Genomic DNA, 25,902 nt, shown 5'->3' on the forward strand with positions numbered 1-25,902 from the left:
GGACTACCTGATTGCGATGTTCGCCTTGAAGACGGACCTGATCGTGGTCCACCGCTCGGCGTACATCGTGTCGTCGGCGTGCGCGATGTGCATGCCGCGGATCTGGACCGTGCCGTTCACGTACTGGTACAGCGGGGCGCCGGAGTCGCCGCCGGAACTGGCCGGACCCCGGTAGGCGATCAGCTCGACCGTGCAGCCGGACTCGTCGCAGAACTGGGCGTGCAGGCTGGTCACCACCTGCGAGCACCGCTCGAAGGTGGTCTGGCCGCTCCGGCAGTACGCCGCGCCGACGGCGGGGTCGGAGGCGCCGCTGACCAGGATCGTCCGGCCGGTCGCGTTGCCGACGTAGATGACCGAGCCGTAGCTGCCGCCGCCGACCGCCTCGAAGTCGTAGTACGGGAAGCGGGGGCGGTTCCGGACGGTGCCCCACAGCTGGCCGCCGCCGGTCGAGTAGACCCGCTGGTTGATCGTGAAGCAGTGCCCGGCGGTGACCATGTAGCGAGCCGTCGAGGTGATCGTGAATCCGCTGGTGCAGACCCCCGTGCCGTTGGTGATCGACGCGCCGCCGCGGTGCGGAGCCGGGTCGCTGCGCCGGCTGGCGCGGCCCACGTCGCCGTACTTCGCCTGCACCAGCGACGGGTACTTGGCCAGCAGCGGCTTCATCACGGCGGCCGGCGCGTTCGTCGTCACCGACATCACGTCGCCCTGCGCGTCGTAGTGGAAGCCGTAGCTGTACTTCTTCGCGCCGGCCGTCCACTGCCGGCTCTCCAGCGTGGAGCGGATCGCGGTCAGCTCGGCCTGGGTGGTGCGGCTCGGCTGGACCACGGTCTCCGCACCGGCGATGCGGACCGACCGGGCGGCCTTCGACGCCATCGCGTTCCGCGGCATCCGGACGACGTACTTGCCGGTGGTGCTGTCGAGGTACACGCCCAGACCGCCGGCCTTGGTGGCGTAGTCGTCGACCTGGCCGAACTTCTTCTCCTGCGCCGTCTGCGGCCCGTCGGGCGCGGTCGCGGCGGCTCGTTGCTTGTCTGCTCGGGCGGCGGCCAGCGCGGGGTCGGCCGCAGCCGGTGCCGCGACGGCGGTCTCGCCGAGCGGCTGGGCCAGTGACGGCTGGCCGGCCACGACGAGGCCACCGGCACCGACCGACACCGCGGCGATCGCCAGCGAGAGCGATCTCCTAGTCATACGCATGCATCCCACTCCCCAGAGGTCTTCGGGCAAGGTGCTGAACCTGCAGTCTGCCGAACTTCGGGCCCGCTGCCGAACCGAGGCAGGAACCTGCCGTGTCGTTCGCCCGAATGTCGGGCAGTGTTGGCCCCGCGGCGGGTTCGGGCGCAGCGCCGGCGGGGCAGACTGGCTCTCGACGTGTCCACACCGCCCCGTGGGAGACCGCCGTGACCGTGCCCCGTTCTCGCCGTGCCCTTCGCGCCGGCCGCCCCGTCCTGATCGTCGGCGTGCTGCTCGCCCTGCTCGGCTTCGGCGTCACGCCGGCGCCGGCGGCGGTCAGCGCCCCGCTCACCGTCGCGGCCGCGTTGCAGCAGCAGAACGGCGGCGTCGGCACCGTCGAGGGCTACGTGGTCGGGCAACCGACCGCCACCAGCACGGTTGTCCGCAGCAACTTCCCGAGCGACTACGCGCTGGCGCTCGCCGACTCGGCCACCCAGACCAGCACCTCGAGCATGCTCTACGTGCAGATCCCGACCGCCTTCCGGGCGTCGTACGGGTTGCGGTCGAACCCGGGCCTGCTCGGCCGCAAGATCTCGGTCACCGGCACGCTGACGGCGTACTTCACGCATCCCGGCCTGAAGGACGCGACCGCGTTCAGCGGCGCCGGCGGCGGCGCGGACCCGGGCGATCCCGGTACGCCGGGCGACTACTACGCGACCGCGGTCGGCAAGACCGGCCCGGCGCTGCGGTCCGCGCTGCACTCGATCATCGCGAACCAGACCAAGCTGAGCTACGACCAGGTCTGGAACGCGCTGAAGGACACCGACCAGGACCCGGCCAACCCGAACAACGTGATCCTGCTGTACTCCGGCCGGTCGCAGAGCAAGGCCGGTAACGGCGGCGGCGCGAACGACTGGAACCGCGAGCACGTCTGGGCCAAGTCGCACGGGGACTTCGGCACCGCGACCGGCCCCGGCACCGACGTGCACCACCTGCGGCCGGAGGACGTGTCGGTGAACGCGGCCCGCGGCAATCTCGACTTCGACAACGGCGGCGGCGCCGTCGCGGAGTGCGCGGGCTGCGCGGCCGACGGCGACTCGTTCGCGCCGCGCGCGGCGGTCCGCGGCGACGTCGCCCGGATGATCTTCTACCTGGCGATCCGCTACGAGGGCGGCGACGGCTTCGCGAACCTGGAACCGAACGACGCGGTGACCAACGGCTCCGCGCCGTACCACGGCCGGCTGTCGGTGCTGAAGGCCTGGAACCAGGCGGACCCGCCGGACGCCTTCGAGAAGCGCCGCAACCAGGTCATCTTCGACACCTGGCAGCACAACCGCAACCCGTTCATCGACCACCCCGAGTGGGTCGGCGCGATCTGGCCGTGACGGTTAGGTTCGAACCATGACCTCCTCACTGCCCCGCTTCCATCTCGCCATGCCGGTCGACGACCTCGCCGCGGCGGCGGAGTTCTACGGCTCCGTCGTCGGCTGCGAGCGCGGCCGGTCGTCCGACACCTGGATCGACTGGAACCTGCGTGGTCACCAGTTCGTCACCCACCTCGCGCCCGGGCGCTCGGTGGGCATGCACAACCCGGTCGACGGCCACGACGTCCCGGTCCCGCACTTCGGCCTGATCCTCGAGGTCGCGGACTTCCACGCGCTCGCCGACCGCTTCCGGGCCGCCGGTACGCCGTTCGCGATCGAGCCGTACCTGCGCTTCGAGGGCCAGCCGGGCGAGCAGTGGACGATGTTCCTGCACGATCCGGCCGGCAACGCGCTGGAGTTCAAGGCGTTCGCCGACGAGGCGCAGATCTTCGCGACCTGAGTACAGCTTCCGGTGAATACATCGGAGGCTGTATCGTTCCGGCTGTGGACACCATCAGCCGGAGTGAGGTGCTGGCCCGGTTCGGGCACGCGCTGTCGGACCCGACCCGGACCAGGGTGCTGCTCGCCCTGCAGGACGGCCCGGGCTACCCGGCCGACCTGGCCGAGCGGATCGGGGTGAGCCGGCAGTCGCTGTCGAACCACCTGGCCTGTCTGCGCGGGTGCGGTCTCGTGGTCGCCGAGCCGGAGGGCCGCCGGACGCGGTACGAGCTGGCCGACCCGCAGCTGGGGACGGCGCTGACCGAGTTGCTGAACGTCGTACTCGCGGTCGATCCGGCGTGCTGCCGCCCGGACCAGAGCGGCGAGTGCCGATGAGTTCGTCGCCCGAGCTGCCCCTGCTCTCGGTCGGACCGGCCCCGGACCGGCGGAAGCTCGGCCGGCGCGCGCAGTGGCTGGCGGGCGCGAGCGTCGCCTACAACCTGGTCGAGGCCGTGGTGGCGATCTCGGCGGGCGCGGTGGCCGGATCGGTCGCGCTGATCGGCTTCGGGCTGGACTCGATCGTCGAGGTGGCGAGCGGGCTGATCATCCTGTGGCAGTTCCGCCACCCGCTGCCCGAGACCCGGGAACGGCGGGCGTTGCGGCTGATCGCGGTCTCCTTCTTCGCGCTCGCCGCGTACGTCACCTTCGAGTCCGTGCGGGCGCTGACGGACCGGTCGAGCCCGGACAACTCGAGCATCGGCATCGGTCTGGCGATCGCGTCGCTGATCGTGATGCCGGTGCTGTCCACCCTGCAGCGGCGTACCGGCCGGGCGCTCGGTTCCGGCTCGGTAGTTGCCGACGGCACCCAAACGCTGCTCTGCACCTACCTGTCGGCGGTGCTGCTCGCCGGCCTGCTGCTGAACGCCACGCTCGGCTGGTTCTGGCTCGACCCGGTCGCCGCGCTGGTGATCGCCGCGGTCGCCGTTCGCGAAGGCGTCGAGGCGTGGCAGGGCATGGGCTGCTGCGCCCCCAGCCAGGCCGGCTGCGACGACGGCTGTTGCTAGACAGTCACCGGTTGACGGTGAAGGTCGTGTTGCCGGCCTGCCGGGTCGCCGTACTCGGGCCTTGGGCGTGGCGGCCGGGTGTCTGGGGCGTGATCGCCGGCGCCGGAGAGCCCGCGAGCGCGACGCCCGCGTGCGCCGCCGACTTGCCGATCCGCATCTCGACCCAGTCGCGCAGACCGGGGTCGGCGATGCTGATCCGCTGACCGCTCGCGCTCTCCCGCACCAGGCCACGGGCGACCAGGCCCTGCCGTGCCTTGTCGACCTCCTGCCACTTGCCGGGGCCGGCCGCCTGCGTCTCGGCCGGCATCGACAACCCGCGCGCACCACGAGCGGCTGTCTTGGCCAGCAGCTCCTTCTCGGCGTCGGAGCAGGTGTTCCACGCGGCCTGGTAGACGACCCGCGACCGCGCGTTGACCTGCGCTGTCGCCACCTCCGCGACCTCGGGGGTGATGCCCTCCGGCGGCCGGGCGAGCTGTACCGCTTCGTCGGCCAGGTCGCGCAACCGGCCGGGGTTTCCGCCGGCCGCGTGCAGCAGCTGGTCCACCGCCTCGGACCGGAACGGCACCCCGGCCTGCCGCAACGGCTCGGTGAGGGCCGGCCGGAGCTCCTCGGTCGACAACGGACCGCACTCGCGGACGTCGAACCGGTGCGTCACCCCGGTCGCGATGCCGGACACCCCGCCGGAGGCGGTCATCAGCCGCGTCGCCGCCATCTCGCCGCCGGCGCCGATCAGGTAGACCGGCTGGCCGCTGCGCTCCAGGTGCGCCGACAGCTCGGTCAGCGCCGCCAGGTCCCGGTCCGAGGCGACGTCGAGGTTGTCGACCATCAGCATCACCGGCTGCCCCTTCTTGGCGGCCAGCTCGCCCAGGTCCGACGCGAGCTGGTCGAGCGTCGTACCGACGCCGTCCTTGCCCGGGGCGTCCCACTGCTTCTTGGCGACCAGCTGTACCGGCGCGACCCCGAACCGGACCTCCGCGCCGTTCTGCTGGCTGCGGGACCGCTGGGTCAGGTCCTTCAGTGTCTTCTTCAGCTTGCGCAGCGCGAAAAACCCGTACCGCTTGCGCATTCCACCGAGATCCTGGGTGGCCGCCCGCACGAACCGGTTCTCCAGCGGCTCCCGCGGCGAGGCGTCGACCCGCAGACAGGTCCAGCCGTTCTGCCGCGCCAGCTGCTGCGCCCGGTCGAGCTCCACGGTCTTGCCCATTCCGGGCGCACCGGTGAACAGCACCGAGTGCCCACTGGGTCCGCGCAGATCCAGCGAGATCGGCTGCCCCGACGGGTCGGTCCTGGTCACCGTGTACGCCGGTCGCCGCGGCGTACCGAAGATCGGGCTCATCGCAGCAGCCTCGGCGCCCGAACGGTCCGCCAAGCGTGCCAGTGGCGACCACCAGGTGAACAGCGATCCAGCCTTCGCTGAACCCGGCGGCGCGCCCGGCGTCCGGCCGGCTGGTTGCGGCCCTGGGTTATGGTGAGTTAGGTAAGCCTAAGTAGCGGGTGATCGACGTACGTCCCGCGCCGGACCGGCGCTTCCGCCTGATCGTCTCGAGAGGACCCGTGGTCGCGTGAGCAAGCCCGCACCCCGTACCCGCCGCGCCAAACTGGGCGTGGTGCGCCGGACCGAGCGTCTCACGCCGCACATGATCCGGGTGGTGCTGAGCTGCGACGAGTTCACCGGCAACGGGAACACCGACATGTACGTGAAGCTGCTCTTCCCCCAGCCCGGCGTCGAGTACCCGGACCCGCTGGACCTGGGGCTCGTGCGCGAGCAGTACCCGTCCGAGCAGTGGCCGACGATGCGGACCTACACCGTGCGGAACTGGGACGAGGCGGCCCAGGAACTGACCATCGACTTCGTGCACCACGGGGACGAGGGCGTCGCCGGGCCGTGGGCCGCGAACGCGCAGCCCGGCGACAAGCTCTGGTTCAACGGGCCGGGCGGTGCGTACGCGCCGGACGAGGCGGCGGACTGGCACCTGCTGGTCGGTGACGAGAGCGCGCTGCCGGCCATCGGCGCGACGATCGAGGCGCTGCCCGCCGGTGCCCGGGCGACGGTCCTGCTCGAGGTCGAGGACGAGTCGGAGCAGCAGAAGTTCGACGGGCCGGGCGACGTGGACCTGACCTGGTTCCACCGCGCCGGGGCGGACCGCGCCCGCGGCGACCGCCTCGTCGAGGCGGTCGAGGCACTCGAGTTCCCGGCCGGGGACGTGCAGGCGTTCGTGCACGGCGAAGCGGGCTTCGTGCTCCGGATCCGCCGCAACCTGTTCGCCACCCGCGGCCTGCCGCGTGACCGCGTCTCCCTGTCCGGCTACTGGCGCCTGGGCAAGAACGAGGACGGCTGGCAGGCCGAGAAGGCCGAGACCGCCCGCAAGGAACGCGAGGCCGCCGGGGCCTGATCCTCGCCCCTGCGGCCTGGATGATTCGCGACCGGGCCGTTGTTGTGGCGGTGGAGAGGAGATTCCACCCATGAAGATCGGCATCATCGGAACAGGCAACATCGGCGGCACGCTCACCCGGCGGCTGACCGCGCTCGGGCACGAGGTGAAGGTCGCCAACTCGCGCGGCCCGCAGACCCTGCGGGAGCTCGAGCAGGAGACCGGCGCGACCGCGGCCGAGGTGAAGGACGTTGCCCACGACGCGGAGCTCGTGGTGGTGACGATCCCGCAGAAGGCGGTCCCGGCGCTGCCGGCCCAGGTGTTCGACGGCGCGGCCCCCGGGCTCGTGGTCGTTGACACAGGCAACTACTACCCACAGCGCGACGGCCGGATCGCCGGGATCGAGGACGACGGCCTGACCGAGAGCGGCTGGGTCGCGCAGCAGCTCGGCCGACCGGTGGTCAAGGCGTTCAACAACATCCAGGCCCGGCACCTGCTGCAGAACGGCCGCCCGGCCGGTACGCCGGGCCGCATCGCGCTGCCGGTCGCCGGTGACGACGAGGCCGGCAAGGCGAAGGTGCTCGCATTGATCGAGCAACTCGGCTTCGACGCGATCGATGCCGGCCCGCTCGCCGAGTCGTGGCGTCAGCAGCCCGGCACACCGGCGTACGGCACCGACCTGGACGTCGACGGGCTGCGTGCGGCCCTCAGCGCCGCCTCCCCGGAGCGCCCCGCGGAGCTGCGCGGCTGATCAGGCTTCGTCGCCCAGCTCCTGGTCGGTCGTGCTGTTGACGCGATGGGTCAGGAGCTGGGCGAGAGTCGGAGCCAGATCGGTGGGCAGCACCCAGTCGTCGCCGGCGGCCTGGAGAATGACGGCCGGACCGGCGGTCCCGACAGCGGGAATCGGCAACGCGACCGGGAACCGCAGCCGTTCGGCACCGGTGAGTGAGACGTCGTAGACGCCGGTCACCTTGCTCAGCGGATAGGTCCGCGCCAGGTCCGCCGGCTTCGGGCCGCGGCGGCCGAGCGGGATGCTCTGGATGGTGACCGAGTCCTTGCCGAGCACCAGGGTCGTCAGCCGCAACCCGCGCAGCCGGAAGGCCAGCTCGTACGGCGTGTCGGCCAGTTCGGGAACGGCCGGGACCAGCAGCGTGCGTTCGGCGTACCGGGCGAGGGCGACGCACAGCACCACGCCGGCCCACAGCGCGGGCAGGAAGAGGAACGCGGGCCAGTAGTGGCCCTGCGCGAGCGGATAGAGCGCCACGAACAACCCCGCGACCGCGCCGAACGCCGCGGCCGTCACGCCCCAGCGCTGCGGCCGGTACCGGTGCCGCGGCAGCAGGAACGCGCCCACGGCCAGCAGGGCGACCGGCAGTACGGCGGCCGTCCAGGCGCCCGAGCCGAGCCACAGGCCGACGCCGAGCAGCACCACCGGGATGCCGAGGTAGATGGTTCCCACGACCAGTTGGACCTTGCGATGCCGTCGTGCCAGTTCGCTGCTCACGGGAAAACCCAAGCACATCCCGCCGCGACGACCTACTGTGCTGACCGATGACCGACTTCGTGATCCCGCCGGCCCTGTGGCACGCCCACGCCGAGGACGAGGACGCGCTGCGGTGGCTGAAGTCCCTGCCGGAGACGGCGAACAGCTACTTGGACCGCTGGCAGCTCACCGTCGACGGGCCTCCCCTGCACGGCGGCGCCTCGCTGGTCCTTCCCGTACGCCGGTCCGACGGCGTCCCCGCGATGCTCAAGCTCCAGCCGCTCAACGAAGAGAACGCGGCGGAGGCACTGGGGCTGCGCACGTGGGACAGCAACGACGTGGTCCAGGTCCTGCGCGCTGACGACAGCACCGCCACGCTCCTGCTCGAGCGGCTCCAGCCGCGGTCGCTCAGCGATGTCCCGGACGACGTGGAGGCCACCCGCATCCTGGCCGAACTACTCGCCCGGCTGAGCGTCGTACCGGCTCCTGCGCAGGTGCGGACGCTCGCGGAGGTCGCCGGGGAGATGGTGGCCGACGCCCCCGAGCTGATCCCCGAACTGAGCGACCCGGCCGAGCGAGCCCTGGTCCGCCGGTGCGTCGCGCGGGTGACCGAGTTGCTGGCGGAACCGGGCGACCGGCTGCTGCACTGGGACCTGCACTACGACAACGTGCTGGGCTCCGAGCGGGCGCCCTGGCTGGTGATCGACCCCAAGCCGCTGGCCGGCGACCCCGCCTTCGAGTTGCTGCCGGCGCTCGGCAACCGCTGGGACGACCTGATCGCGACCGGCGACCTGTCCGGGGCGATCAGGTACCGGTTCGACCTGATGGTCGACGTCGTGGACCTCGACCGCGACCGCGCGGTCGGCTGGACGCTCGGCCGCATCCTGCAGAACGTGCTCTGGGACGTCGAGGACGGCGAGCGCCGGATCGACCGGCACCAACTCGCGATCGCCAGGGCCTTGTCCCCGACCCTCGGATGATTACATGATTACCTCCAGCCGAGGAGGGTGAGATGAGCACACCGACCGTCTACGAGTGGGCCGGCGGCGCCGAGGCGTTCCGCCGGCTGACCGAGGTCTTCTACGACAAGGTCCGGTCCGACGAGCTGCTGGCTCCGGTCTTCGCCGGAATGAGCCCGCACCACCGCGAGCACGTCGCGCTCTGGCTCGGTGAGGTCTTCGGCGGGCCGTCGCGCTACACCGACGAGCTCGGCGGCTACCCGGCGATGCTCGGCCATCACGTGAACCTCGGGCTGACCGAGCCGCAGCGGGCCCGCTGGGCCGCGCTGATCGCCGCCAGCGCCGACCCGGCCGGGCTGCCGGACGATCCCGAGTTCCGCTCGGCCTTCGTCGCGTACGTCGAGTGGGGCACCCGTCTCGCGCTGGCCAACTCCCAGCCCGGCGCCACCCCACCACCCCGGGCGCCCGTCCCGCGCTGGGGCTGGGGCGAGGCGCCGCCGTACCTGCCGGGCTGACCGCAGGCGCCGTGAGCCGGGCCCTGCTTTGGTCAGGATCGGGTCAATGTTTGAGCGCTCAGACACCCGGACCACCGCTGCGGGCCCGGCCATTCGATAAAGTCACGGTTCACGACGAACCCCGGTGGCCGGGGATGCGAGGGTGAACCATTGTGACCGCTCAGCTCGAGTACCCCGATCCGCAGGAGTCCGAGGCTCTGCTGTCCGTTCAGGGGCTGTGGAAGGTCTTCGGACCCAAAGCCTCCCGGGTTCCCCGCCGCCCCGAGCTGGCGGAGCTCAACCCCGCCGCCCTCTACGACCGCACCGGCTGCACCGCGGCGGTGCACGACCTCAGCTTCGACGTCGCGCCCGGCGAGGTCTTCGTGGTGATGGGTCTGTCGGGCTCCGGCAAGTCCACCCTGGTCCGCTGCTTGACCCGGCTGGTCGAGCCGACCGCGGGCGGGCTGTACTTCGAGGGCGAGGACCTGCGCGCCGCCGACGAGAAGCGGCTGCGCGCGCTGCGCCGGAGCAAGTTCTCGATGGTCTTCCAGCACTTCGGCCTGCTGCCGCACCGCAAGGTGATCGACAACGTCTCGTACGGCCTGGAGGTGCGCGGCGAGAGCAAGCCCGGCCGCCGGCGCCGGGCCCAGGAAGTGATCGACCTGGTCGGCCTGAAGGGCCACGAGAACATGTATCCCGAGCAGCTGTCCGGCGGCATGCAGCAGCGCGTCGGCCTGGCCCGGGCGCTGGCGAACGACCCCGACGTGCTGCTCTTCGACGAGCCGTTCTCCGCGCTCGACCCGCTGATCCGGCGCGAGATGCAGACCGAGGTGGTCCGGCTGCACCGCGAGGTCGGCAAGACGATGGTCTTCGTCACCCACGACCTGTCCGAGGCGCTCAAGCTCGGCGACCGGATCCTGCTGATGCGCGACGGCGCCGCCGTGCAGCTCGGCACCGGTGACGAGCTGGTCGGGGCACCGGCCGACGACTACGTGCGCGAGTTCGTCCGGGACATCCCGCGGGCCGACGTGCTGACGCTGCGCTGGATCGCCCGGCAGCCCCGGCCCGACGAGCAGCTGGACGGGCCGGAGCTCGGCCCCGACGTGCTGGTCCGGGAGGCGACCCGGCTGGTGCTCGAGTCGGACCGCCCGGTGAAGGTCGTCGCCGAAGGCCAGCTGCTCGGCGTCATCGGCGACGAGGAAATCCTCGCCGTCGTCGCGGATGCCTGAGCCATGGCCTCCATCACCGGCTCGATCGAGCTGAACGTGCGCAAGCCCCGGCGGATCGTGCTCGTCGGCGGCCTGCTGGTCGTCTGGCTCGCGCTCTGGTTCGTGCTCCGCGGTGTGCACACGTTGGCGCTGGGCGGCCAGGAGACCACGCCGTTCCACCGGTGGCTGACCGAGCAGGCCGGCGTGGTCGGCAGCGGCAACGCGATCTCGGACGCCATTCGGGTCACCGTCGACCAGCTCGTCGTGCTGCTGCAGAACGTGATCGCCCAGCCGTCGTACGGGCGGCCGGTGCCGGTGGTCGGGTGGCTCGGCGTGGTCGCGGTGGCGGCGTTCCTGGCCTGGGCCTTCGGCAACTGGAAGGTCGCGCTGCTGACCGCGGCCGGGCTGACCTTCATCGGTCTGCAGGGGTTGTGGCAGGAGAGCATGGACACGCTCTCGCTCACCCTCGCGGCGGTGCTGCTCGCGCTGCTGGCCGGCATCCCGCTCGGGATCTGGGCCGGCCTGTCGGACCGGTGCTTCAAGGTCGCGACGCTGGTGCTCGACCTGATGCAGACGCTGCCGACCTTCGTCTACCTGGCACCGCTCACGCTGTTCTTCGCGATCGGCCCGGCCGCGGCCACGATCGCGACCCTGGTCTACGCCGCCCCGCCGGTGATCCGGCTGACCGCGCACGCGATCCGGTCGGTGCCGTCGGAGAGCGTCGAAGCGGCCAGGTCGCTCGGCTCCACCCGCGGCCAGACGCTCACCAAGGTGCTGCTGCCGATGTCGCGCAGCACGGTCGTGGTCGGCATCAACCAGACCATCATGGCCGCGCTGTCGATGGTCACGGTCGCCGCGCTGATCGACGCGCCCGGCCTCGGCCAGACCGTGCTGAAGGCGCTGCAGACACTCGACGTCGGGGTCGCGTTCAACGCCGGCCTGGCGATCGTCGTGCTGGCGATCGTGCTCGACCGGGTGACCACCGCCGCCGGGGACCGGCCGTGGCGGACGGCGAGCCGGCGGCGCAAGGTGCTGCTCGGCCTGGGAGCCGTCGCGGCGCTGGTCGCGGTCTGGTTCTCCCGCACCTACCTGTGGGCGGCGGAGTTCCCCTCCGAGCCGGCCATCGGCTCCCGGATCGCGGTCGCCGCGGCCGACGTGACCACCTGGGTCCAGGACGTGTTCGGCGGTTTCACCTACGGCGTCCGCGACGCGGTCACGGTCGGCGTGCTCAACCCGCTGGAGGCGTTGCTCACCGAGTCGCCGTGGTGGCTGGTGACCGCGGTCGTGGTCGCGCTCGGGGCGGTGCTCGGCGGCTGGCGGGGCGCCCTGCCCGCCGCCGTCTGCCTGCTCCTGCTGGTCGGCACCGGGGTCTGGCGCGACGCGATGGTGACGCTCGCCTCGACCCTGCTGGCCACCGTCGTGGTCGTTGCCGTCGGCATCGTGCTCGGGGTGTGGACCGGCCGGAACCGGCGGGTCGACCAGTGGGTCCGGCCGGTGCTGGACGCCGGCCAGACGATGCCGCCGTTCGTGTACCTGGTGCCGTTCCTGGCGCTGTTCGGGACCAGCCGGTTCACCGCGATCGCGGCGGCCGTCGTGTTCGCCGTGCCGGTCACCACCAAGATCGTGGCCGACGGCATCCGGGCGGTCCCGGTGGCCACCGTCGAGGCGGCGAACTCGGTCGGCTCCAGCACCTGGCAGGTGATCAGCAAGGTCCAGCTGCCGGTCGCCCGCCGGGCGATCACGCTGGCGGTGAACCAGGGCCTGATCTACGTGCTGTCGATGGTCGTCGTCGGTGGTCTGGTCGGCGCCGGGGCGCTCGGCTACGACGTGGCCGCGGGCTTCGCGCAGAGCGAGCTGTACGGCAAGGGCCTGGCAGCCGGGCTGGCGATCGTGCTGCTCGGGGTGATGCTCGACCGGATCACCCAGGCCGCGGCCCGGCGTACGAGGAAGTTCCGAGGAACAGTCAGAGGAGACAACCTGTGGTGACGAACAAGCTCCGCTCCGCCGGAGTGCTGGCCGCTGTGGCCCTGGCCCTGACCGCCTGCGGCGGCGCGAAGGTCGGCGAAGCGGACCAGCCGGCGGCCGGCGGCAAGGAGTGCGGCACCTTCAACCTGGCCGTCAGCCCGTGGGTCGGGTACGAGGCGAACGCCGCGGTGGTGGCGTACGTGGCGACCAAGGACCTCGGCTGCACGGTGAACAAGAAGAACCTCAAGGAGGAGATCTCCTGGCAGGGCTTCGCCACCGGTGAGGTGGACGCCGTGCTGGAGAACTGGGGCCACGAGGACCTGAAGAAGAAGTACGTCGAGCAGCAGAAGGTCGCGGTCGTGGTCGGCCCGTCCGGCAACCAGGGCGTGATCGGCTGGTACCTGCCGCCGTGGCTGGCCGCGCAGCACCCGGAGCTCAAGGACTGGAAGAACCTGAACAAGTACGCGTCGCTGTTCAAGACCTCGGAGTCCGGCGGCAAGGGCCAGCTGCTCGACGGGGACCCGTCGTTCGTCACCAACGACGAGGCGCTGGTGAAGAACCTGAAGCTGAACTTCAAGGTGGTCTACGCCGGCAGCGAGACCGCGTTGATCCAGGCGTTCCGGGACGCGGAGAAGAACAAGAAGCCGGTGATCGGCTACTTCTACGAGCCGCAGTGGTTCTTCAACGAGCTGAAGCTGGTCAAGGTCGACCTGCCGAAGCACACGCCCGGCTGCGACGCCGACCCGGCGAAGGTCGCCTGCGACTACCCGGCGTACGCGCTGGACAAGATCGTGTCGAAGAAGTTCGCCGACTCCGGCAGCCCGGCGTACGACCTGGTGAAGAACTTCAGCTGGACCAACGACGACCAGAACCAGGTCGCGAAGTACATCGCCGAGGACAAGCTGTCCCCGGACGCGGCGGCCGAGAAGTGGGTCAACGACAACCGCGCCAAGGTCGACGGCTGGCTCGGCAAGTAGCGTCCCGCCAGGGCCTCGGACGACGTCCGAGGCCCCGGGGCGTGTTGATCAATTCCCTGCGCGCTGCGCGGCACCCGGCACCTGCTCGCGACTGCACGGAATCGATCAACACGCCCTCGGCAACTATCACGACGCGTCCGGGCAACGCCGACGACACGCCGGAAATCGGACAGGACCGGGTAGCGTCGGTTCCATGATCATCGTGACAGCTGCACTGAAGGGCGGGGTCGGCAAGACAACCACGTCGGTGTACCTCGCCGCGCTGGCATCGTCCAACCGCCGTACGTCCACCCTGATCGACGCCGATCCGCAAGGCAGCGCCGCCGACTGGATCGAGACGTCCGACGACGACCACCTGGCCCGGATCGAGATCACCGAGGCGCCGACCGAGCGGTTGCTCACCAAGGCGCTGGACAAGGTGCCGCCGGAGGGCATCGGCGTGGTCGACATGCCACCGTCGCACGAGCGGCTGCTGAACAAGGCGCTCGAACGGGCCCGGATCGTGATCATCCCGACCCGGGTCGGCGGCGTCGAGACCCCGCGGGTGAAGGCGGTGCTCGACCTGGTCCCGGACGACACCCCGGTCGGCCTGGTGATCTGCTCGGCGCGCACCTACACCCGCTCCTACCAGGAGACGATGCAGCAGTACGCCGACGAGAACATCCCGGTCTGGGGTTCGATCCCCGAGCGCGTCTCGATCACCGCCGGCCCCACCGGTCCGCTCGCCGAGGACGGCCTGGAGGCCTACCGCAAGGTCTGGCGCAAGATCCTCGCGGCCGCCCGCAGCTGATTCTCGCCCGCCGGCGCCGGCCCTGGTCGGCGCCGGCTCGCGGGTCAGCGCTGCAGCGGTGGTTCACCCCGGACGTACGAGCGGATCACGGTGGCGGCGGCGCCGCGGGCCCAGTCGTCGAAGGTGTGCGAGCGCAGCATCAGGCGGCAGTCGCCGGCCGCTCCGAAGGCGTGGGCGGAGAAGGCCCGCCGCATCCGCTGCTCGTACAGGTCGTAGTCGGCCACGCCCTCACCGGCGATGACGACCAGCTCCGGTCCGACCAGGTTCACCATCGCGGCCAGCGCCGACCCGATCACCTCACCGGCCTGGTCGAACGCCTCCCGGGCATGCTCGTCGCCGGCGTGCGCGAGCTCAATCGCCCCGGCCAGGTCCAGCTCCGGCCGGCCGGTGGTCTCCCGGGTCCGGGCCAAGATCGCGTCCGACGATGCGACGGTCTCCACGCACCCCCGTCGTCCACAGGTACAGATCAGCTCGCCGGGCGCCAGCGGCAGATGCCCCAGCTCGCCGGAGACGCCGTACGCGCCCGACACGACCTCGCCGTTCAGGTACAGGCCGCAGCCGACGCCCGACCCGATCGTCACCACCGCGAACGAGTCGGCGTCCACGCCGACCCCGAACCAGTGCTCGGCCACCGTCAGCGCCCGGACGTCGTTCGTCACCACCACCGGCGCCCCGAGCTCCTCGGTCAGCGTCGCGGCCAGCGGCACCTCCCGCCACCCCATGAACGGCGAGTCCCGCACCACGCCGTGCGCGGCGTCGACGTCGCCGGACACCGCGACGCCGATCCCGATCAGCGGACCGGCCCCGTTCGCCTGGTCGTCCAGGAAGTCCATCAGCTCCCGAGCCAGCTCCACGATCCGCGGGATCACCGTCTCGGTCGAGCTGTCCCGCAGCGGGCTGTGCCGAACGGTCCGGATCCCGGCGGTGAGGTCCGTGGTCACGCCGATCAGGCCGGTCGGCGTCACCTTCACCCCGATCACCGAGACGCTGTCGGCCAGGACCGTCAGCGGGCTGACCGGCCGTCCGATGCCGAGCTGGCTCTCGCCGCTTCCCTCGGTCGGCGCGACCGGCTCGTCGGTGACGAATCCGGCCTCGATCAGCGGCGCGACCGCCTTCGTCACGGCCGCCTGGGACAGCCCGGTCCGCCGGGCGATCTGCACCCGCGGAATCGGGCCCTGGGTGAGGATCCTGGTCAGCACCTCGACCCCGGCCGGCGTCGCCAGCGGCAGCGGTCGGTTCGGGCGCAGCGGCATGACAGCAAACTACCGGCGATACCGGCCGATCGAGCGGGCCGGCAGCAGGCAGGTGCGCACAAAACCGCGGTGGCCGGCGTCAGCCGGTGGATTTGTCGACATCGACCAGAATCGGCGAGGTCAGCGCCCAGCGAATCGTCCGGGTCAGGCCTTCGCCGGCCGCCCGGACGACCGTGCCCTCGGCCAGCGGCAGGTAGGGCAGCCGGAGCGGCCAGCGTGTCCACCAGGGAAGCAGGCCGACCGCCGCCGCCGTCAGTACGCCGTACGCGGGCCGCGCGGCGAACGGGACCGGCGGGTGCACCAGGATGAATCGCGCCGCCTGCCGCGCCTCGGTGGTGCCGCGCAGTTCCGGCCGGTACGCCTGCAGCATCTCGTGCAGCTCGGCCACGGTCGTCGGCGGATCCAGCACGCCCAGCGCGCGAGCGACCCGCGCGGTGTCCTCCACGTAGCCGTCCTGCTCGGCCGCGTCGAGCGGAGTCTCGCCGTACCGCTGGTGGGCGACCAGGAAGCTGTCCACCTCGGCCAAGTGCACCCACTCGAGCAGGTGCGGGTCGCCCGCCCGGTACGGCCGGCCGTCAGGACTGGTGCCGCGGACGCGCTCGTGCACCGCCTTCACCCGGGCGATCGCCGCCTCCGCGTCCGCCTCCGCGCCGTACGTCGTGATGGCGAGGAAGAAGCTCGTCCGCTGCAGCCGGCCCCACGGGTCGCCGCGGTAGCCCGAGTGCGCGGACACCGCCGCCATCGCCAGCGGGTGCAGCGACTGCAGCAGCAGCGCGCGCAGCCCGCCGGCGAACATCGACGCGTCCCCGTGCACCCGTCGAATCGGCCGGTCCGGGGCAAACCACCTAGGCCCAGGCGTGTTGTGGACCCGGTTGCGCTCGGCCCGTGGATCCGGACCGGCCACCTTGGTCATGATCATCTTGGCGAGGCCGTCCCTCACGGGGTCCAGCAGCGCGTTCTGGGCGGGGATCGCGGTCATACGACCAGTCTCCCCACCACTCCAAGCCCTCGATGATCGTCACCGCTGCACGTCCACGAAAACCGGGTTGGTGTAGAGCCAGGTGTCCAGCCACGGGTCGCCGTCGTTCACCGGGTGCTGGATCGGTCCGGCCGGGTCGATGGCGCGGCCCAGGTAGCCCGGACCGTTGCGCCGGCCGTCGCTGCCGCGCAGGCGCAGGTAGTGGCTCCGCTCCGCCCGGCCGAGCGGAATCCGCAGCGTGTAGGTGCCGGTCTTCCGCCGTACGTCGAGCTGCTCGACCACTCGGGTGTCCGGAGCCTTCCAGCTGTCCCGGTCCGCGGCAGGGCCGGTCACCAGGCCGCGGATGACATCCAGGTGGGCCAGTCGCGGCAGGATCCCGTGGAAGTTCGGCCGGGTCGCGCTGGTGACGGTGACGCGCAGCTCCAGCCGCTCGCCGCGCCGCACCTTCAGCCGCCCGCCCAGCGTGACGCCGCGCTGCCGCGATCCGGCCGTCGTGAGCCGGACGTCCAGGCCGTCGACCAGTTGGCCGTGGTCCACCCAGACGCGCCCGGCGCGCAGTCCGGCCATCACGTCCAGGTAGGAGTAGCGCGTCACGCCGACATGCGTACGGCTGAACTGACCCGGCCAGAAGTCGCTGCCGGCCTGCGGTACGCCGCTGTCGGTCGGCGCGGGCTTCCAGCCCAGTGAGTCGAAGTTCTGGCCGGGCGGGAACTCGCCGTCCTTCCAGGTGTCCCAGATGGTCCGGTGGTTGTCGCTGTTGGAGGTGATCGAGAACAGCCGGCCCTCGGCGAGCAGGGAGTCCCAGAGCCCGCCGACGGTCGCGGTGGCCCAGTCGAAGCCGCCGTACGTGCGGTAGGCGTCCGCAGGGTAGCCCGGATGGCTGCCAGCGCCCGGTGCATTCACGTACTCGCCGCGCTGCGCGTTGGTGGCGCCGCGGTGTGCGACCCAGGCCGGCTCGGCGTCGCCCTGCGCACCGGGAGCGCCTTCCATGCCGATGCAGATCCCGGTGTCCCGCCAGGCGCGCAGCTCGTGCGGCGAGTCGATGCCGAGGCGCAGTGGGTGGTTCGCGAGGACCAGCACGTCGTCGACGTAGCCGCTGCGCTTCTGCTCCGCGAGCCAGCGCAGCGCTTGCACGGCGTACTGCTCGTTCTCCGCGGTGTTGCCGGAGCGGTTGGTGAGCTTGCCGTCGTACTGGCGCTCGAAGGCCTGCAGCAGCGCGACGTCGTTGGGGCCTGGCGCGACCAGCACCGTGCCGTGCTCGGCCGCCGGGATGTACCACTCCAGGCCCTGGAAGATCAGCATCCGCGGGTTCTCGGCCCGGGCATTGACCACCTCGGCGTGCTCGGCCACGGCTCCCTTGTCGGCGTGACCGACGTTGCTGTGCTCGGTGAACGCCATCCAGTCCAGCCCGAACTGTGCGCCCCGCTGCGCCAACTGCCCGAACCCGTACTTCGCGTCGTGGCTGTAGCGGCTGTGCACATGGTGGTCGCCCACCAGCCACACCAACTCCGGATCACCCGAGGACGCCGTACCGGTCGCTGCCGCCTCGGACGTGCCGCCCGCGACCGCCCCCGCCGCCAATCCGGCTCCCAGCAGCCCCGCGCCCCGCAGCATCCCTCGCCGCGACACTCCCTGCGCATCCAGTGCCTGCTCAGGCACTCCCGGATCCGCCCACTCCGGCAACTGCTGCCCACTCGTCATCCGTGCCACCCTCCTTGTGCTGACAAGCCACTCTCAGGGACCGCGGTGACGCGGACATGTGCACCAGGTGAACGACGATTGGATAAGCCGACCGTTGTTATATGACGATGAAATGACTATGGTGCGCCGATGTCCTCCTCCGAGATGCGTGAGCCGACGTTCTTCGTGCTGGCCGCGCTGGCCGACGGCCGCAAGCACGGCTACGCGGTGATCGCCGAAGTGAAAACGTTGTCCGACGGCCGCCTCCGGCTGCGGCCGGGCACGTTGTACGCCGCGCTCGACCGACTGAGCGAGCAGGGCCTGGTCCGGGCCGCGGGAGAGGAGGTCGTCGACGGCCGGCACCGCCGGTACTACGAGATGACGCCGGCCGGCGCGGACACGTTGGCCGCCGAGGCGGCACGGCTGCAGGCGAACGCGGAACAGGCGTTCCGCCGGTTGCGGCTGCGCCCGGCGGGTGGCGCGGCGTGAGCAAACTGGAGCGCGACTACCGCACCGCCCTGCTCTGCTACCCGCGCTGGTGGCGGGAGGCCCGCGGCGAGGAGGCCCTCGGCGTACTGCTGGACAGCGCTGAGGCTGCCGGCCGCTACCGGGCTGATCCGCGTGATCTGCTGGACCTGGCGGTCCATGGCGTCCTGGCCCGCGACGGTGGCCTTGCTGGCCGGAGCGCTGGCGGCTGGATCAGCTGTGCGGGCCGGTCGGCGTCCACTCGTCGGTGAGCAGCGAGTAGAGCAGTGAGTCGCGCCAGGCGTTGTTGGTGAAGACGTGGTGGCGGATGCGGCCCTCGTAGCTGAAGCCGAGGCGGTCGACGACGGCGATCGAGGCCTGGTTGTCCGGGCCGATCGCGGCGCTGACCCGGTGCAGGGTCAGGTCGGTGAAGGCCAGCCGGAGCATTGTCCGGGCGGCGTCGGTGGCGTAGCCGTGCCCCCAGTACCGGTGGGCGATCGCGTAGCCGAGGTGGGCGGCCTGGACGCCGGTCGGGCCGAGCCGCGCGAAGCCGATCATCCGGTCGTCGTCCAGGCGGGTGACCGCGAGCAGGTAGTCGGGCCGGTCGGCGCGGGCCGAGCGGTCGACGGCGGCACGCAGCGAGCGCTGGGCGCCGTCCCGGGTGTGGCTGTCGAAGGACAGCCAGCTGGTCACCCGGTTGTCACCGGTGATCGCCAGGTAGTCGTCGAGGTCGTCGAGCCGGACCTCGCGCAGCCTGCAGCGCTCACCGGTGAGTGGGTCCATCAGTGCGGGAACGACTGCATCGGGGTCCGGGTGAAGGCCTCGATCTCCTCCTGCAGCTCGCGGGCGTCGTCGGCGTGGCCGGACTGCCGCAGCGCCTGGTGGACCCGGCGGGCCGAGTGCACCACGCCGTTGATCCGGCGCTCGGCCGGCAGGCCCAGAACCGGGGCGATGGCGTCCGCGGCGCCGTCCAGCTCGCCGCTGGCGATCCGGGTGATCGCCATCGCGGCGTGGCTGCCGGCGGCGTCACCGAAGGCCCACTCGGGGTGCGACTGGTCGGTGTAGGCGTCGACTGCCTGGTTGGAGTAGCGCTCGGCGGTCTCCATCTCACCGGGCAGCCAGGCGAGCGCGTCGGCCGCGTAGTACAGCTGCCGGTTGCGGCCGAAGGTGCACAGGCCGCCCATCTCGTCCAGCTCGTCGTTGCGGACCGAGTTCCACGCGTTCTCGGCGCGCTCGAGCGCGGCGCGGGTGGCGTCGGGGTTGCCGAGGGCGGCCCAGGCGCGGGCCTCGCTGACCGGCAGCCAGACGCTGGTGGTGCTGTTGGCCTGCTCGGCGTAGCCGGCGCCCAGCTGGGCGTACCGGACGGAGTCGTGCGGGTTGCCGGCCCAGTACGAGACCAGGGACTGCAGGCCGCGGACCCAGGCGCGCAGGCCGTGGTGGTCGGCGTTGTCGGCGCAGAGGAACGCCGTCCGCGCCTGGGTCAGCGCGGCGTGCGGGTTGCCGAGGTCGTGCGACGCCTTGGCCAGCAGACCGCCGGTGACGCCGCCCAGGAAGTACAGCTGCCGCAGGTGTTCCGGACGCTGCCGGCTCTCCAGCAGTGCGAAGACCAGGTCCTGCGTCTCGACCAGCTGGCCGAGGATCTCCGGCAGCGGGCGCTGCGGGTAGGCCTTCGCGACGTGCTTGACGTCGTCGTACACCTGTTCCATGGCCTCGCTCCCGAGACCGGTCTGGGCCGCGAGGGCGAATGCCCGCGCACGGCTGGCAGCCATGTCGAGTACCTCCATCTCATTACCTGTCGTGATCCGTCCACTCGCGGCAGGTACCGGCACCACCTGGGCAGCCTGTTCGGGGACGTACGGGGCGAGGAGCTCCTCGACCGGCTTGCCGAACATGCGTTGCAGGGTGCGCCGGGTCTGAGGAGTGGTCCCTGCGCGCTCGCCCGATGCGAGGCGCCGCAGGTGCCGCTCGGTGATGGTTCCACCCAGCTCGACGAACTCGGCGACGATTTCGGAGTAGGTCTGGTTCCGGCGCTGGATCAGGTGCGCCAGGACCGTTCTCGGCGCATACCTACCCGCCATCGTTCCTCCCGTTCACGTCAGATCAGACGTTGTCTCGACTCGTGCCCCACGACAAGGTGCAGACCCCCTGATGTCCGCCAGAGGTCCTGAAGAGGTCCGGCAAAGGTCCGCCTCAGGTCCTAGAGCGGTCACGGTCGGCTTGTGCACCATTACTGCCATGACAACCAGTAAGTCCAACTGGTTGCAAGGCCTGAGAGTTACGGGGTGAGCGAGTAGTGACTATCGCGGAGATGACGTCGAGGCAGCACCGCCGCCGGGTGCGGGTCTGGTTCGGCGAGCACGTGATCGCGCAGTACGTCGCGGAGGCACCGCTGGCGGCGCGGTACGAGCAGGCGATGCGGAGGCGGTTCGCCGGTCTCCGGGTCACCAACGACCTCCTCGGGCCGCAGGACAGCACGGACAACTGAGCTCGCCCGGGTCCTCCTCAGACCCGAGCGGCTGCGCCTGGAGTCTCCTCACGTCCAGGAGCAGCATCCGGAAAGGTCCGGGACCCTCCTCAGTCCCCGGACACCACCCAGGTGTGGTCCGAAGCACTCCTCAGCTTCGGACCACACCGCCCACAGCCCGGCTGGGCTGGCGGCTGGATCCCTGTGTCGCCGCCGCCCAGCCGTTCCAACCCACCTCCTGGCCGACACCTCGGGCCGGGCGGGGTCAGTGCCCCACGCCGGAGATCGGGCGGATCGTACGGCGGGACACGTGATGGCTCGTGACACCTCACCACGAGCCATCCCCTGAGGTGGCCGGCTCCGTTGTGTGACCGCCGCGCCTGGGCGGTCACACAACGGAGCTTTTGTGCTTCACGAGCGCGCGTTGACCGCCATCCGCCGCAGCACGTCCACCGCCATGGCGTACTCCGTCGCGTCGATTCCGGCCGTCAACCGTCGCCGCTGCGCGGTCATCCGCTCGGTCAGCCGGTCGAGTGCCGCCCTGCCCGCCGGCGTGAGCTGCTCGCCGTCCAGCCAGCCGCGGCCGGCCAGCGGATCGGTCACAGCCGCGAGCTCCGCCGGGTCGCCGGCGAGGAACGGCGCCAGCGCCACTGCGATCGGCTGCTCCTCGGAGGCGGCGTTGAGCGCCTGCCACTGCCGCCGACTCAGGCCTTCGGTGGCCAGAACGGAGTCGAGGGACGCCTCGATGAGGCGGTCCAGCTCCTTCAGCCACCAGCCGATAGGCTTGTTGTCGTCCGACATATACATGTCAACGAGCATATACCTGAGGGGGCGGCGTGCCCAGTGCCGATCCGGCCGCGGCGGTGGAGACCGCGATGGTCGCCGTGCGCCGGCGGCAGACCCGGCGGGCCTTCGCGGCGGAGACCGGTGGTGACGCGAGCCAGCAGGTCCTCGACGCGATCGAGGCGGCGGGTCGCACGCCGATCGGCGTGAACGGCATCGCCGAGGCGCTCGGCGTGGACCAGCCACGGGCGAGCAAGCTGGTCGCGGCCGTGGTGTCGGCCGGGCTGGTCCGGCGGGAAGCGGACCAGCAGGACGGCCGGCGGACCCACCTGGTCCTGACCGCGGCGGGGCGGGACCGGCTGACCGAGGTCCACGCCTTTCGGCGGCAGCGGTTCGCTGCGGCGATGCGCGACTGGTCCGACGTGGAGCGCGCCACCTTCGCGACGTTGCTGACCCGTTTCGTGTCCGCGCTCGATCAGCGGCCCGCCGGCGGGGAGGTCCGGCCCTGAGGTGCTCCGCCGGAGAAACCGCAGGTCAGCGCGGCGCAGGTCCGCTTCTGGTCTGGTGTCGGGCCGGGGTGGTCCGTTCGCGTCGGCCGGTCGGCGGTCGAGGTCGGCCGGAGCGTCGGCCGCCGTTCCTCAGCCGCCTCGGCGGGCCTGGTAGACCGCGAACGGAGCGTCCGGGCGTACGCCGGCAGCGCCGTCGACCAGGCCCTCGGCGGTGAGCTCGCCCGCGTAGGTCATGCCGAGCCGTTCCATCACCGCCCGCGAGGCGTGGTTGTGCCGCTCGGTGAACGCGACGACCGCACGGGCTCCCAGCTGCTCGAACGCGAAGTCCAGTCCCGCCGCGCCGATCTCCGTCGCGTACCCCCGGCCGCGGGCGGACGCCACCAAGGCCCAGCCCAGTTCCAGCCGGTCAGCCACCCAGTCCGGGCCGGCCAGAGCGGCGAGCTGCTCGGTCACGGCGGCGTTCGCGCCCAGCCGCGACAAACCGCCCCGCCCGACGAGCGCCCCGCCCGACCGCTCGTACGCCATCCACTTGCTCACCCCGTCGCGCTCCCACGCCGCTTGCATCTCGGTTGCGCGCCGTACGGACTGCTCCGCGGACCACGTCCCGGCGTACCACTCGGCGACCCAGGGATCCGCGAACAGCCGCTCCAGGTCCGCCGCATGTCCGGCCAGGACCTCACCCGGGCCCCGGACCGGCTCCAGCCGCAACCGCTCGGTCAGCCGGATCCGCACCGCGTGCGCCACGATGTCCAGCAGCCGCCGGTCGCCGTCGGTCCGCCCGACCATCAGCAGCTCGACGTCGTCCGGCCCGACCCAGGCCCCGGCGTCGTGCTTGCCCTGCTCCAGCCGCGGCCGCTCCAGGTCCCCGTCGACCGCGACCAGGAAGTCCAGCTCCCGGCGGACCCGCCCCGCGTACTCCCACTCCCAGTCCGCCACCGGCGCCAGCACCTCGCGCACGGTCCAGCCGGTCTCCTCCTCCACCTCCCGCGCCAGCGCCTGCTCCGGCGTCTCACCAGCCTCCAGATGCCCGCCGACGATGTCCCAGATTCCCGGCAGCAACCGCCGCTCCGCCGTACGCCGGTGCACGTAGACCCGCTGCCGCGCGTCCCGGATCAACGCCCCGACACAATCCACCTCACGCATCCCGCCAACCTAGACGCGTTGTTCGAAGTCGTCCCCACCGACCTGATCCGGCCCGCGCTGCTTCAGGGTTGCGCCTCGTCTACTCCGGCGCGGTGAACTTCTCCGAGGCCCACGTCTCGAAGGTCGTGGTCGGGATGCCGAGGGCCGCGGCGAGCGCCGGGCGCGCGGGATTCTGGTACGTGTTCAGCCACTGCTGATTGTCGATGAGCTCCGGCACCATGCCTCGCGCCTTCGCCTCCTCCGCTGCGACGACCTCCACGCGCGCGGGCGCTCCCACTGCGGTCAGCCTCGCCGCCAACTCCGGCAGCGTGCGGATGTCGCCGGCGAGATCGAGCGCGACTCCGTTGAAGCGGACCGGGTCCGCGAACGCCGCGGCCGCCGCCGTACCGATGTCCTGAACCGCGACCACTGGCAGCCGGGTCTGCGGGCTGACGACCGTCACGATCGCCTCACCGGTCATCCCCTCGAACCAGATCGACGGCCGGAGCAGGTTCTCCATGAAAAACGCCGGACGCAGCTCGGTCCACGACTCGAACCCACTCTCCGGGAGAAGCTGCCCGACCCGCGCCTTGCTGCCCCAGTAGTGCGTGCTCCACCCTTCCGTGCGACCCACCGCTGCCTGCCGGACGTAGTCACCGACACCTGCCACCGACGTGTGCACGTACTGCGCGACGCCGGCTTCCCGCGCGGCCGCGACCAGGTTCTCGCCCTGGCTCCGCTCGCTGTCGGAGCCGAGATCGGCGAGGTCGGGGGTCTGCACCGAGAAGACCGCTCGGGCACCGCGGAGCGCCGATCCCAACGACGTGGGATCGGTCAGGTCCGCCGTGACCAGCTCAGCTCCCGCCTGCGCGATCGCCTTCGCCGCCGCGGTTTCCGGTCGCCGCACCAACGCCCGTACCGGTACGCCGGCCGCCAGCAACCGCCGCGCCACCGCCCCACCCTGCTGCCCGGTCGCGCCGGTCACCACCACTACGTCACTCATCCGAAGCTCCGATCGCCAGTAACTGGGGGGTGCCCCCAGTTATCTGCTTGCTACGATATGGGGGACCACCCCAGATAGCAATCGGGAGAGCTGATGACGCCGGACAGGCGGCTGCGCGCGGACGCCCGGCGCAGCCGGGAGCAGATTCTGCGGGCCGCCGAGGTGGCCTTCGCCCGGGACGGATTCGAGGCGTCTCTGGAAGCGATCGCCAAGGACGCCGGCGTCGGATCGGCGACTCTGCACCGTCACTTCCGCTCCCGGCGGCAACTGGTCGAAGCGGTCTTCCACGAGCGCACCGAAGCAGTCATCGGCGAAGCGACCCAGCTCGCGACGACCAATCCACCGGGGCCTGCCCTGTACTACTGGCTGCGCTCCGTCCTCCGGGTCACCGTCGAGAACCGTGGTCTGGCCGTCGCTCTCCTGCCTCTTCCCGAGGGCACTCCGACGGACTCGAGCTGTCACAGCAGGTTGACGGACGTTGCGGAGGGCCTGATCGAGGCGGCCCGCGCTACTGGCGACATCCGCGCCGACGTCACCGCGGCCGACGTACTGTCGCTGGTCAACGCGATCGCACTCCTGGCTGAGCAGCCGGGCTGCACGCACCTCGACGCGGAGCGGCTGCTCGGTCTGACCATCACCGGCATCGGCCCGGAGGCCTGCGCCTCGGGCAAGGATGCGTCGCCGCGCCACTCGCTCCCAGGCTGACCCGCGCGACGCCTGCCGCGGCTCGCTGCAGTCCGTGCTGTACCCGCCCGCGCCAAGCGACGTGAGGGAGAACCGCTCAGGTGACAGGGTTGGGGTTGTGGCTACCGAGCAGCGTCCACCGCCCCACGTACGCCGGGGCGTCGCGACGGGGTTCCTGGTCGCCGTGACCTGTGGACTCGGTGGCGCCTTCGTGGGTGAGGAGGTCGTCGGCACCATCGCGCGGGTCGTCGGGCACCGCGAGCTCGTACTGCGCGGTCTCGGTTGGTGCTGGGGTGGTCTGCCGTTCGTGCTGGCGATGGTCGCGCTGCTGGCCCAGCGACGGATCGCGGCGCGGGCGAAGCCGGTGGTGACGACCGTGCTGGTGGTGTGGGCGGCCAGTGGCGCCCTGCTCATTCCCGGGCGGGGCAGCGATCTGGAGGGGCGGTTCGAGTCGGCGTACCCGGAGGCGCGGCTGATCGGGTTCGGCTGGGCCGCTGGGTTTCTGTCGGTGGTGCTGGTGGGGGCGGCGCTCGTGGTGGGAGTGCTGGTGGTGCAGAAGGTGTTCGGCGCTCGCGGTGGGACCGCGTTCGCGTGGTTCATCGGGGTGGTGGGCGCGGCTGTGATCGGCGCCGGGCTCGCTGCCGCGTTGGTGGCACCGGTGTTCTGAATCACTGGC

The 25,902-nt window shown here is 71.6% G+C and carries 29 protein-coding genes; 18 read left to right on the top strand and 11 right to left on the bottom strand.

The window, feature by feature from the left end:
* Positions 1 to 3 precede the first annotated feature (3 nt).
* Positions 4 to 1,188 carry a chymotrypsin family serine protease gene (locus KFLA_RS35210; RefSeq protein WP_148256518.1) on the bottom strand — a complete coding sequence of 395 codons (1,185 nt, stop codon included), beginning with the start codon at positions 1,186 to 1,188 and terminating at the stop codon, positions 4 to 6.
* 209 nt (positions 1,189 to 1,397) lie between these two features.
* Between KFLA_RS35210 and KFLA_RS00400 the strand changes: the two genes are divergently transcribed.
* The 4 genes from KFLA_RS00400 to KFLA_RS00415 are packed head-to-tail and all read left to right on the top strand — an operon-like array spanning position 1,398 to position 4,036.
* Positions 1,398 to 2,555, top strand: coding sequence for an endonuclease (locus KFLA_RS00400; RefSeq protein WP_012917765.1), 1,158 nt, complete (start codon positions 1,398 to 1,400; stop codon positions 2,553 to 2,555).
* Between the two features lie 16 nt (positions 2,556 to 2,571).
* Positions 2,572 to 2,994 (top strand): VOC family protein, encoded by a 423-nt coding sequence (locus KFLA_RS00405; RefSeq protein WP_012917766.1) that lies wholly within the window; start codon positions 2,572 to 2,574, stop codon positions 2,992 to 2,994.
* A gap of 44 nt (positions 2,995 to 3,038) precedes the next feature.
* Complete coding sequence (locus KFLA_RS00410; RefSeq protein WP_012917767.1) at positions 3,039 to 3,368, top strand: ArsR/SmtB family transcription factor; 330 nt, start codon at positions 3,039 to 3,041, stop codon at positions 3,366 to 3,368.
* Positions 3,365 to 4,036: a cation diffusion facilitator family transporter gene (locus tag KFLA_RS00415; RefSeq protein WP_012917768.1), complete on the top strand. Its 672-nt coding sequence runs from the start codon at positions 3,365 to 3,367 to the stop codon at positions 4,034 to 4,036. The genes KFLA_RS00410 and KFLA_RS00415 overlap by 4 nt, the downstream gene beginning before the upstream one ends.
* A gap of 4 nt (positions 4,037 to 4,040) precedes the next feature.
* On the opposite strand, the gene KFLA_RS00420 is transcribed toward KFLA_RS00415, so the two are convergent.
* A complete protein-coding gene (locus KFLA_RS00420; RefSeq protein WP_012917769.1) occupies positions 4,041 to 5,372 on the bottom strand; it encodes an ATP-binding protein in 1,332 nt (443 codons plus the stop codon).
* Positions 5,373 to 5,598: 226 nt separating this feature from the next.
* On the opposite strand from KFLA_RS00420, the gene KFLA_RS00425 reads away from it, so the two are divergent.
* Together KFLA_RS00425 and KFLA_RS00430 are read left to right on the top strand one after the other, a co-directional pair.
* Positions 5,599 to 6,429 (top strand): siderophore-interacting protein, encoded by an 831-nt coding sequence (locus tag KFLA_RS00425; protein ID WP_012917770.1) that lies wholly within the window; start codon positions 5,599 to 5,601, stop codon positions 6,427 to 6,429.
* Complete coding sequence (locus KFLA_RS00430; RefSeq protein WP_272941278.1) at positions 6,320 to 7,159, top strand: NADPH-dependent F420 reductase; 840 nt, start codon at positions 6,320 to 6,322, stop codon at positions 7,157 to 7,159. The genes KFLA_RS00425 and KFLA_RS00430 overlap by 110 nt, the downstream gene beginning before the upstream one ends.
* Here KFLA_RS00430 and KFLA_RS00435 read toward each other — a convergent pair whose 3' ends face one another.
* Complete coding sequence (locus KFLA_RS00435) at positions 7,160 to 7,912, bottom strand: hypothetical protein (RefSeq protein WP_041289074.1); 753 nt, start codon at positions 7,910 to 7,912, stop codon at positions 7,160 to 7,162.
* Between the two features lie 47 nt (positions 7,913 to 7,959).
* Here KFLA_RS00435 and KFLA_RS00440 point away from each other — a divergent pair, with 47 nt between their 5' ends.
* From KFLA_RS00440 to KFLA_RS00465, 6 genes are all read left to right on the top strand, one after another.
* Positions 7,960 to 8,871, top strand: coding sequence for an aminoglycoside phosphotransferase family protein (locus KFLA_RS00440; protein WP_012917773.1), 912 nt, complete (start codon positions 7,960 to 7,962; stop codon positions 8,869 to 8,871).
* A gap of 32 nt (positions 8,872 to 8,903) precedes the next feature.
* Entirely contained in the window at positions 8,904 to 9,365 is a 462-nt protein-coding gene (locus tag KFLA_RS00445; protein ID WP_012917774.1) for a group II truncated hemoglobin, read from the top strand.
* A gap of 152 nt (positions 9,366 to 9,517) precedes the next feature.
* A complete protein-coding gene (locus KFLA_RS00450; RefSeq protein ID WP_012917775.1) occupies positions 9,518 to 10,573 on the top strand; it encodes a quaternary amine ABC transporter ATP-binding protein in 1,056 nt (351 codons plus the stop codon).
* Positions 10,574 to 10,576: 3 nt separating this feature from the next.
* Positions 10,577 to 12,538: an ABC transporter permease gene (locus tag KFLA_RS00455; protein ID WP_012917776.1), complete on the top strand. Its 1,962-nt coding sequence runs from the start codon at positions 10,577 to 10,579 to the stop codon at positions 12,536 to 12,538.
* Positions 12,535 to 13,494 carry an ABC transporter substrate-binding protein gene (locus KFLA_RS00460; protein WP_012917777.1) on the top strand — a complete coding sequence of 320 codons (960 nt, stop codon included), beginning with the start codon at positions 12,535 to 12,537 and terminating at the stop codon, positions 13,492 to 13,494. The genes KFLA_RS00455 and KFLA_RS00460 overlap by 4 nt, the downstream gene beginning before the upstream one ends.
* Positions 13,495 to 13,687: 193 nt before the next feature.
* The gene (locus KFLA_RS00465) at positions 13,688 to 14,284 is read left to right on the top strand and encodes a ParA family protein (RefSeq protein WP_012917778.1); all 597 of its coding nucleotides are present in this window, start codon (positions 13,688 to 13,690) and stop codon (positions 14,282 to 14,284) included.
* Positions 14,285 to 14,328: 44 nt separating this feature from the next.
* On the opposite strand, the gene KFLA_RS00470 is transcribed toward KFLA_RS00465, so the two are convergent.
* From KFLA_RS00470 to KFLA_RS00480, 3 genes are all read right to left on the bottom strand, one after another.
* On the bottom strand, positions 14,329 to 15,537 hold the full coding sequence (locus tag KFLA_RS00470) for an ROK family transcriptional regulator (protein ID WP_012917779.1): 1,209 nt from the start codon (positions 15,535 to 15,537) through the stop codon (positions 14,329 to 14,331).
* A gap of 79 nt (positions 15,538 to 15,616) precedes the next feature.
* Positions 15,617 to 16,516, bottom strand: a complete 900-nt coding sequence (locus KFLA_RS00475; RefSeq protein ID WP_012917780.1) for an oxygenase MpaB family protein — start codon at positions 16,514 to 16,516, stop codon at positions 15,617 to 15,619.
* Between the two features lie 39 nt (positions 16,517 to 16,555).
* Positions 16,556 to 18,217 carry a PHP domain-containing protein gene (locus tag KFLA_RS00480; protein ID WP_012917781.1) on the bottom strand — a complete coding sequence of 554 codons (1,662 nt, stop codon included), beginning with the start codon at positions 18,215 to 18,217 and terminating at the stop codon, positions 16,556 to 16,558.
* Positions 18,218 to 18,346: 129 nt separating this feature from the next.
* On the opposite strand from KFLA_RS00480, the gene KFLA_RS00485 reads away from it, so the two are divergent.
* A complete protein-coding gene (locus KFLA_RS00485) occupies positions 18,347 to 18,685 on the top strand; it encodes a PadR family transcriptional regulator (protein WP_012917782.1) in 339 nt (112 codons plus the stop codon).
* Positions 18,682 to 18,933, top strand: coding sequence for a hypothetical protein (locus tag KFLA_RS00490; protein ID WP_049797234.1), 252 nt, complete (start codon positions 18,682 to 18,684; stop codon positions 18,931 to 18,933). Before KFLA_RS00485 ends, KFLA_RS00490 begins: the two co-directional genes overlap by 4 nt.
* On the opposite strand, the gene KFLA_RS00495 is transcribed toward KFLA_RS00490, so the two are convergent.
* The gene (locus KFLA_RS00495) at positions 18,896 to 19,444 is read right to left on the bottom strand and encodes a GNAT family N-acetyltransferase (RefSeq protein WP_012917783.1); all 549 of its coding nucleotides are present in this window, start codon (positions 19,442 to 19,444) and stop codon (positions 18,896 to 18,898) included. The genes KFLA_RS00490 and KFLA_RS00495 overlap by 38 nt on opposite strands.
* Entirely contained in the window at positions 19,444 to 20,739 is a 1,296-nt protein-coding gene (locus KFLA_RS00500) for an NsdA family TPR-like regulatory protein (RefSeq protein ID WP_012917784.1), read from the bottom strand. Before KFLA_RS00500 ends, KFLA_RS00495 begins: the two co-directional genes overlap by 1 nt.
* Before the next feature lie 230 nt (positions 20,740 to 20,969).
* Here KFLA_RS00500 and KFLA_RS38105 point away from each other — a divergent pair, with 230 nt between their 5' ends.
* Positions 20,970 to 21,146, top strand: a complete 177-nt coding sequence (locus KFLA_RS38105; RefSeq protein ID WP_012917785.1) for a hypothetical protein — start codon at positions 20,970 to 20,972, stop codon at positions 21,144 to 21,146.
* A 390-nt stretch (positions 21,147 to 21,536) separates the two neighbouring features.
* Here the strand turns inward: KFLA_RS38105 and KFLA_RS00505 are convergent, their stop codons facing one another.
* Positions 21,537 to 21,932: a MarR family winged helix-turn-helix transcriptional regulator gene (locus KFLA_RS00505; RefSeq protein WP_012917786.1), complete on the bottom strand. Its 396-nt coding sequence runs from the start codon at positions 21,930 to 21,932 to the stop codon at positions 21,537 to 21,539.
* Between the two features lie 29 nt (positions 21,933 to 21,961).
* Between KFLA_RS00505 and KFLA_RS00510 the strand changes: the two genes are divergently transcribed.
* Positions 21,962 to 22,417 (top strand): MarR family winged helix-turn-helix transcriptional regulator, encoded by a 456-nt coding sequence (locus KFLA_RS00510; RefSeq protein WP_012917787.1) that lies wholly within the window; start codon positions 21,962 to 21,964, stop codon positions 22,415 to 22,417.
* A gap of 129 nt (positions 22,418 to 22,546) precedes the next feature.
* On the opposite strand, the gene KFLA_RS38110 is transcribed toward KFLA_RS00510, so the two are convergent.
* A complete protein-coding gene (locus KFLA_RS38110) occupies positions 22,547 to 23,560 on the bottom strand; it encodes a GNAT family N-acetyltransferase (protein ID WP_012917788.1) in 1,014 nt (337 codons plus the stop codon).
* Between the two features lie 79 nt (positions 23,561 to 23,639).
* Entirely contained in the window at positions 23,640 to 24,542 is a 903-nt protein-coding gene (locus tag KFLA_RS00520) for an SDR family oxidoreductase (protein ID WP_012917789.1), read from the bottom strand.
* A gap of 93 nt (positions 24,543 to 24,635) precedes the next feature.
* Here KFLA_RS00520 and KFLA_RS00525 point away from each other — a divergent pair, with 93 nt between their 5' ends.
* Together KFLA_RS00525 and KFLA_RS39225 are read left to right on the top strand one after the other, a co-directional pair.
* Complete coding sequence (locus tag KFLA_RS00525; protein WP_012917790.1) at positions 24,636 to 25,247, top strand: TetR/AcrR family transcriptional regulator; 612 nt, start codon at positions 24,636 to 24,638, stop codon at positions 25,245 to 25,247.
* A gap of 97 nt (positions 25,248 to 25,344) precedes the next feature.
* On the top strand, positions 25,345 to 25,893 hold the full coding sequence (locus KFLA_RS39225; RefSeq protein ID WP_041289078.1) for a hypothetical protein: 549 nt from the start codon (positions 25,345 to 25,347) through the stop codon (positions 25,891 to 25,893).
* The last annotated feature ends 9 nt before the right edge of the window (positions 25,894 to 25,902 follow it).

This window comes from Kribbella flavida DSM 17836, assembly GCF_000024345.1.
Taxonomy (GTDB): domain Bacteria; phylum Actinomycetota; class Actinomycetes; order Propionibacteriales; family Kribbellaceae; genus Kribbella; species Kribbella flavida.

Coding starts and splice junctions, on each gene's coding strand:
- KFLA_RS35210 (WP_148256518.1), bottom strand. CDS start 1,188: ATGACTAGGAGATCGCTCTCGCTGGCGATCGCCGCGGTGTCGGTCGGT.
- KFLA_RS00405 (WP_012917766.1), top strand. CDS start 2,572: ATGACCTCCTCACTGCCCCGCTTCCATCTCGCCATGCCGGTCGACGAC.
- KFLA_RS00415 (WP_012917768.1), top strand. CDS start 3,365: ATGAGTTCGTCGCCCGAGCTGCCCCTGCTCTCGGTCGGACCGGCCCCG.
- KFLA_RS00420 (WP_012917769.1), bottom strand. CDS start 5,372: ATGAGCCCGATCTTCGGTACGCCGCGGCGACCGGCGTACACGGTGACC.
- KFLA_RS00440 (WP_012917773.1), top strand. CDS start 7,960: ATGACCGACTTCGTGATCCCGCCGGCCCTGTGGCACGCCCACGCCGAG.
- KFLA_RS00445 (WP_012917774.1), top strand. CDS start 8,904: ATGAGCACACCGACCGTCTACGAGTGGGCCGGCGGCGCCGAGGCGTTC.
- KFLA_RS00455 (WP_012917776.1), top strand. CDS start 10,577: ATGGCCTCCATCACCGGCTCGATCGAGCTGAACGTGCGCAAGCCCCGG.
- KFLA_RS00465 (WP_012917778.1), top strand. CDS start 13,688: ATGATCATCGTGACAGCTGCACTGAAGGGCGGGGTCGGCAAGACAACC.
- KFLA_RS00470 (WP_012917779.1), bottom strand. CDS start 15,537: ATGCCGCTGCGCCCGAACCGACCGCTGCCGCTGGCGACGCCGGCCGGG.
- KFLA_RS00475 (WP_012917780.1), bottom strand. CDS start 16,516: ATGACCGCGATCCCCGCCCAGAACGCGCTGCTGGACCCCGTGAGGGAC.
- KFLA_RS00480 (WP_012917781.1), bottom strand. CDS start 18,217: ATGACGAGTGGGCAGCAGTTGCCGGAGTGGGCGGATCCGGGAGTGCCT.
- KFLA_RS00485 (WP_012917782.1), top strand. CDS start 18,347: ATGTCCTCCTCCGAGATGCGTGAGCCGACGTTCTTCGTGCTGGCCGCG.
- KFLA_RS00495 (WP_012917783.1), bottom strand. CDS start 19,444: ATGGACCCACTCACCGGTGAGCGCTGCAGGCTGCGCGAGGTCCGGCTC.
- KFLA_RS00500 (WP_012917784.1), bottom strand. CDS start 20,739: ATGGCGGGTAGGTATGCGCCGAGAACGGTCCTGGCGCACCTGATCCAG.
- KFLA_RS38105 (WP_012917785.1), top strand. CDS start 20,970: ATGACGTCGAGGCAGCACCGCCGCCGGGTGCGGGTCTGGTTCGGCGAG.
- KFLA_RS00505 (WP_012917786.1), bottom strand. CDS start 21,932: ATGTATATGTCGGACGACAACAAGCCTATCGGCTGGTGGCTGAAGGAG.
- KFLA_RS38110 (WP_012917788.1), bottom strand. CDS start 23,560: ATGCGTGAGGTGGATTGTGTCGGGGCGTTGATCCGGGACGCGCGGCAG.
- KFLA_RS00520 (WP_012917789.1), bottom strand. CDS start 24,542: ATGAGTGACGTAGTGGTGGTGACCGGCGCGACCGGGCAGCAGGGTGGG.
- KFLA_RS00525 (WP_012917790.1), top strand. CDS start 24,636: ATGACGCCGGACAGGCGGCTGCGCGCGGACGCCCGGCGCAGCCGGGAG.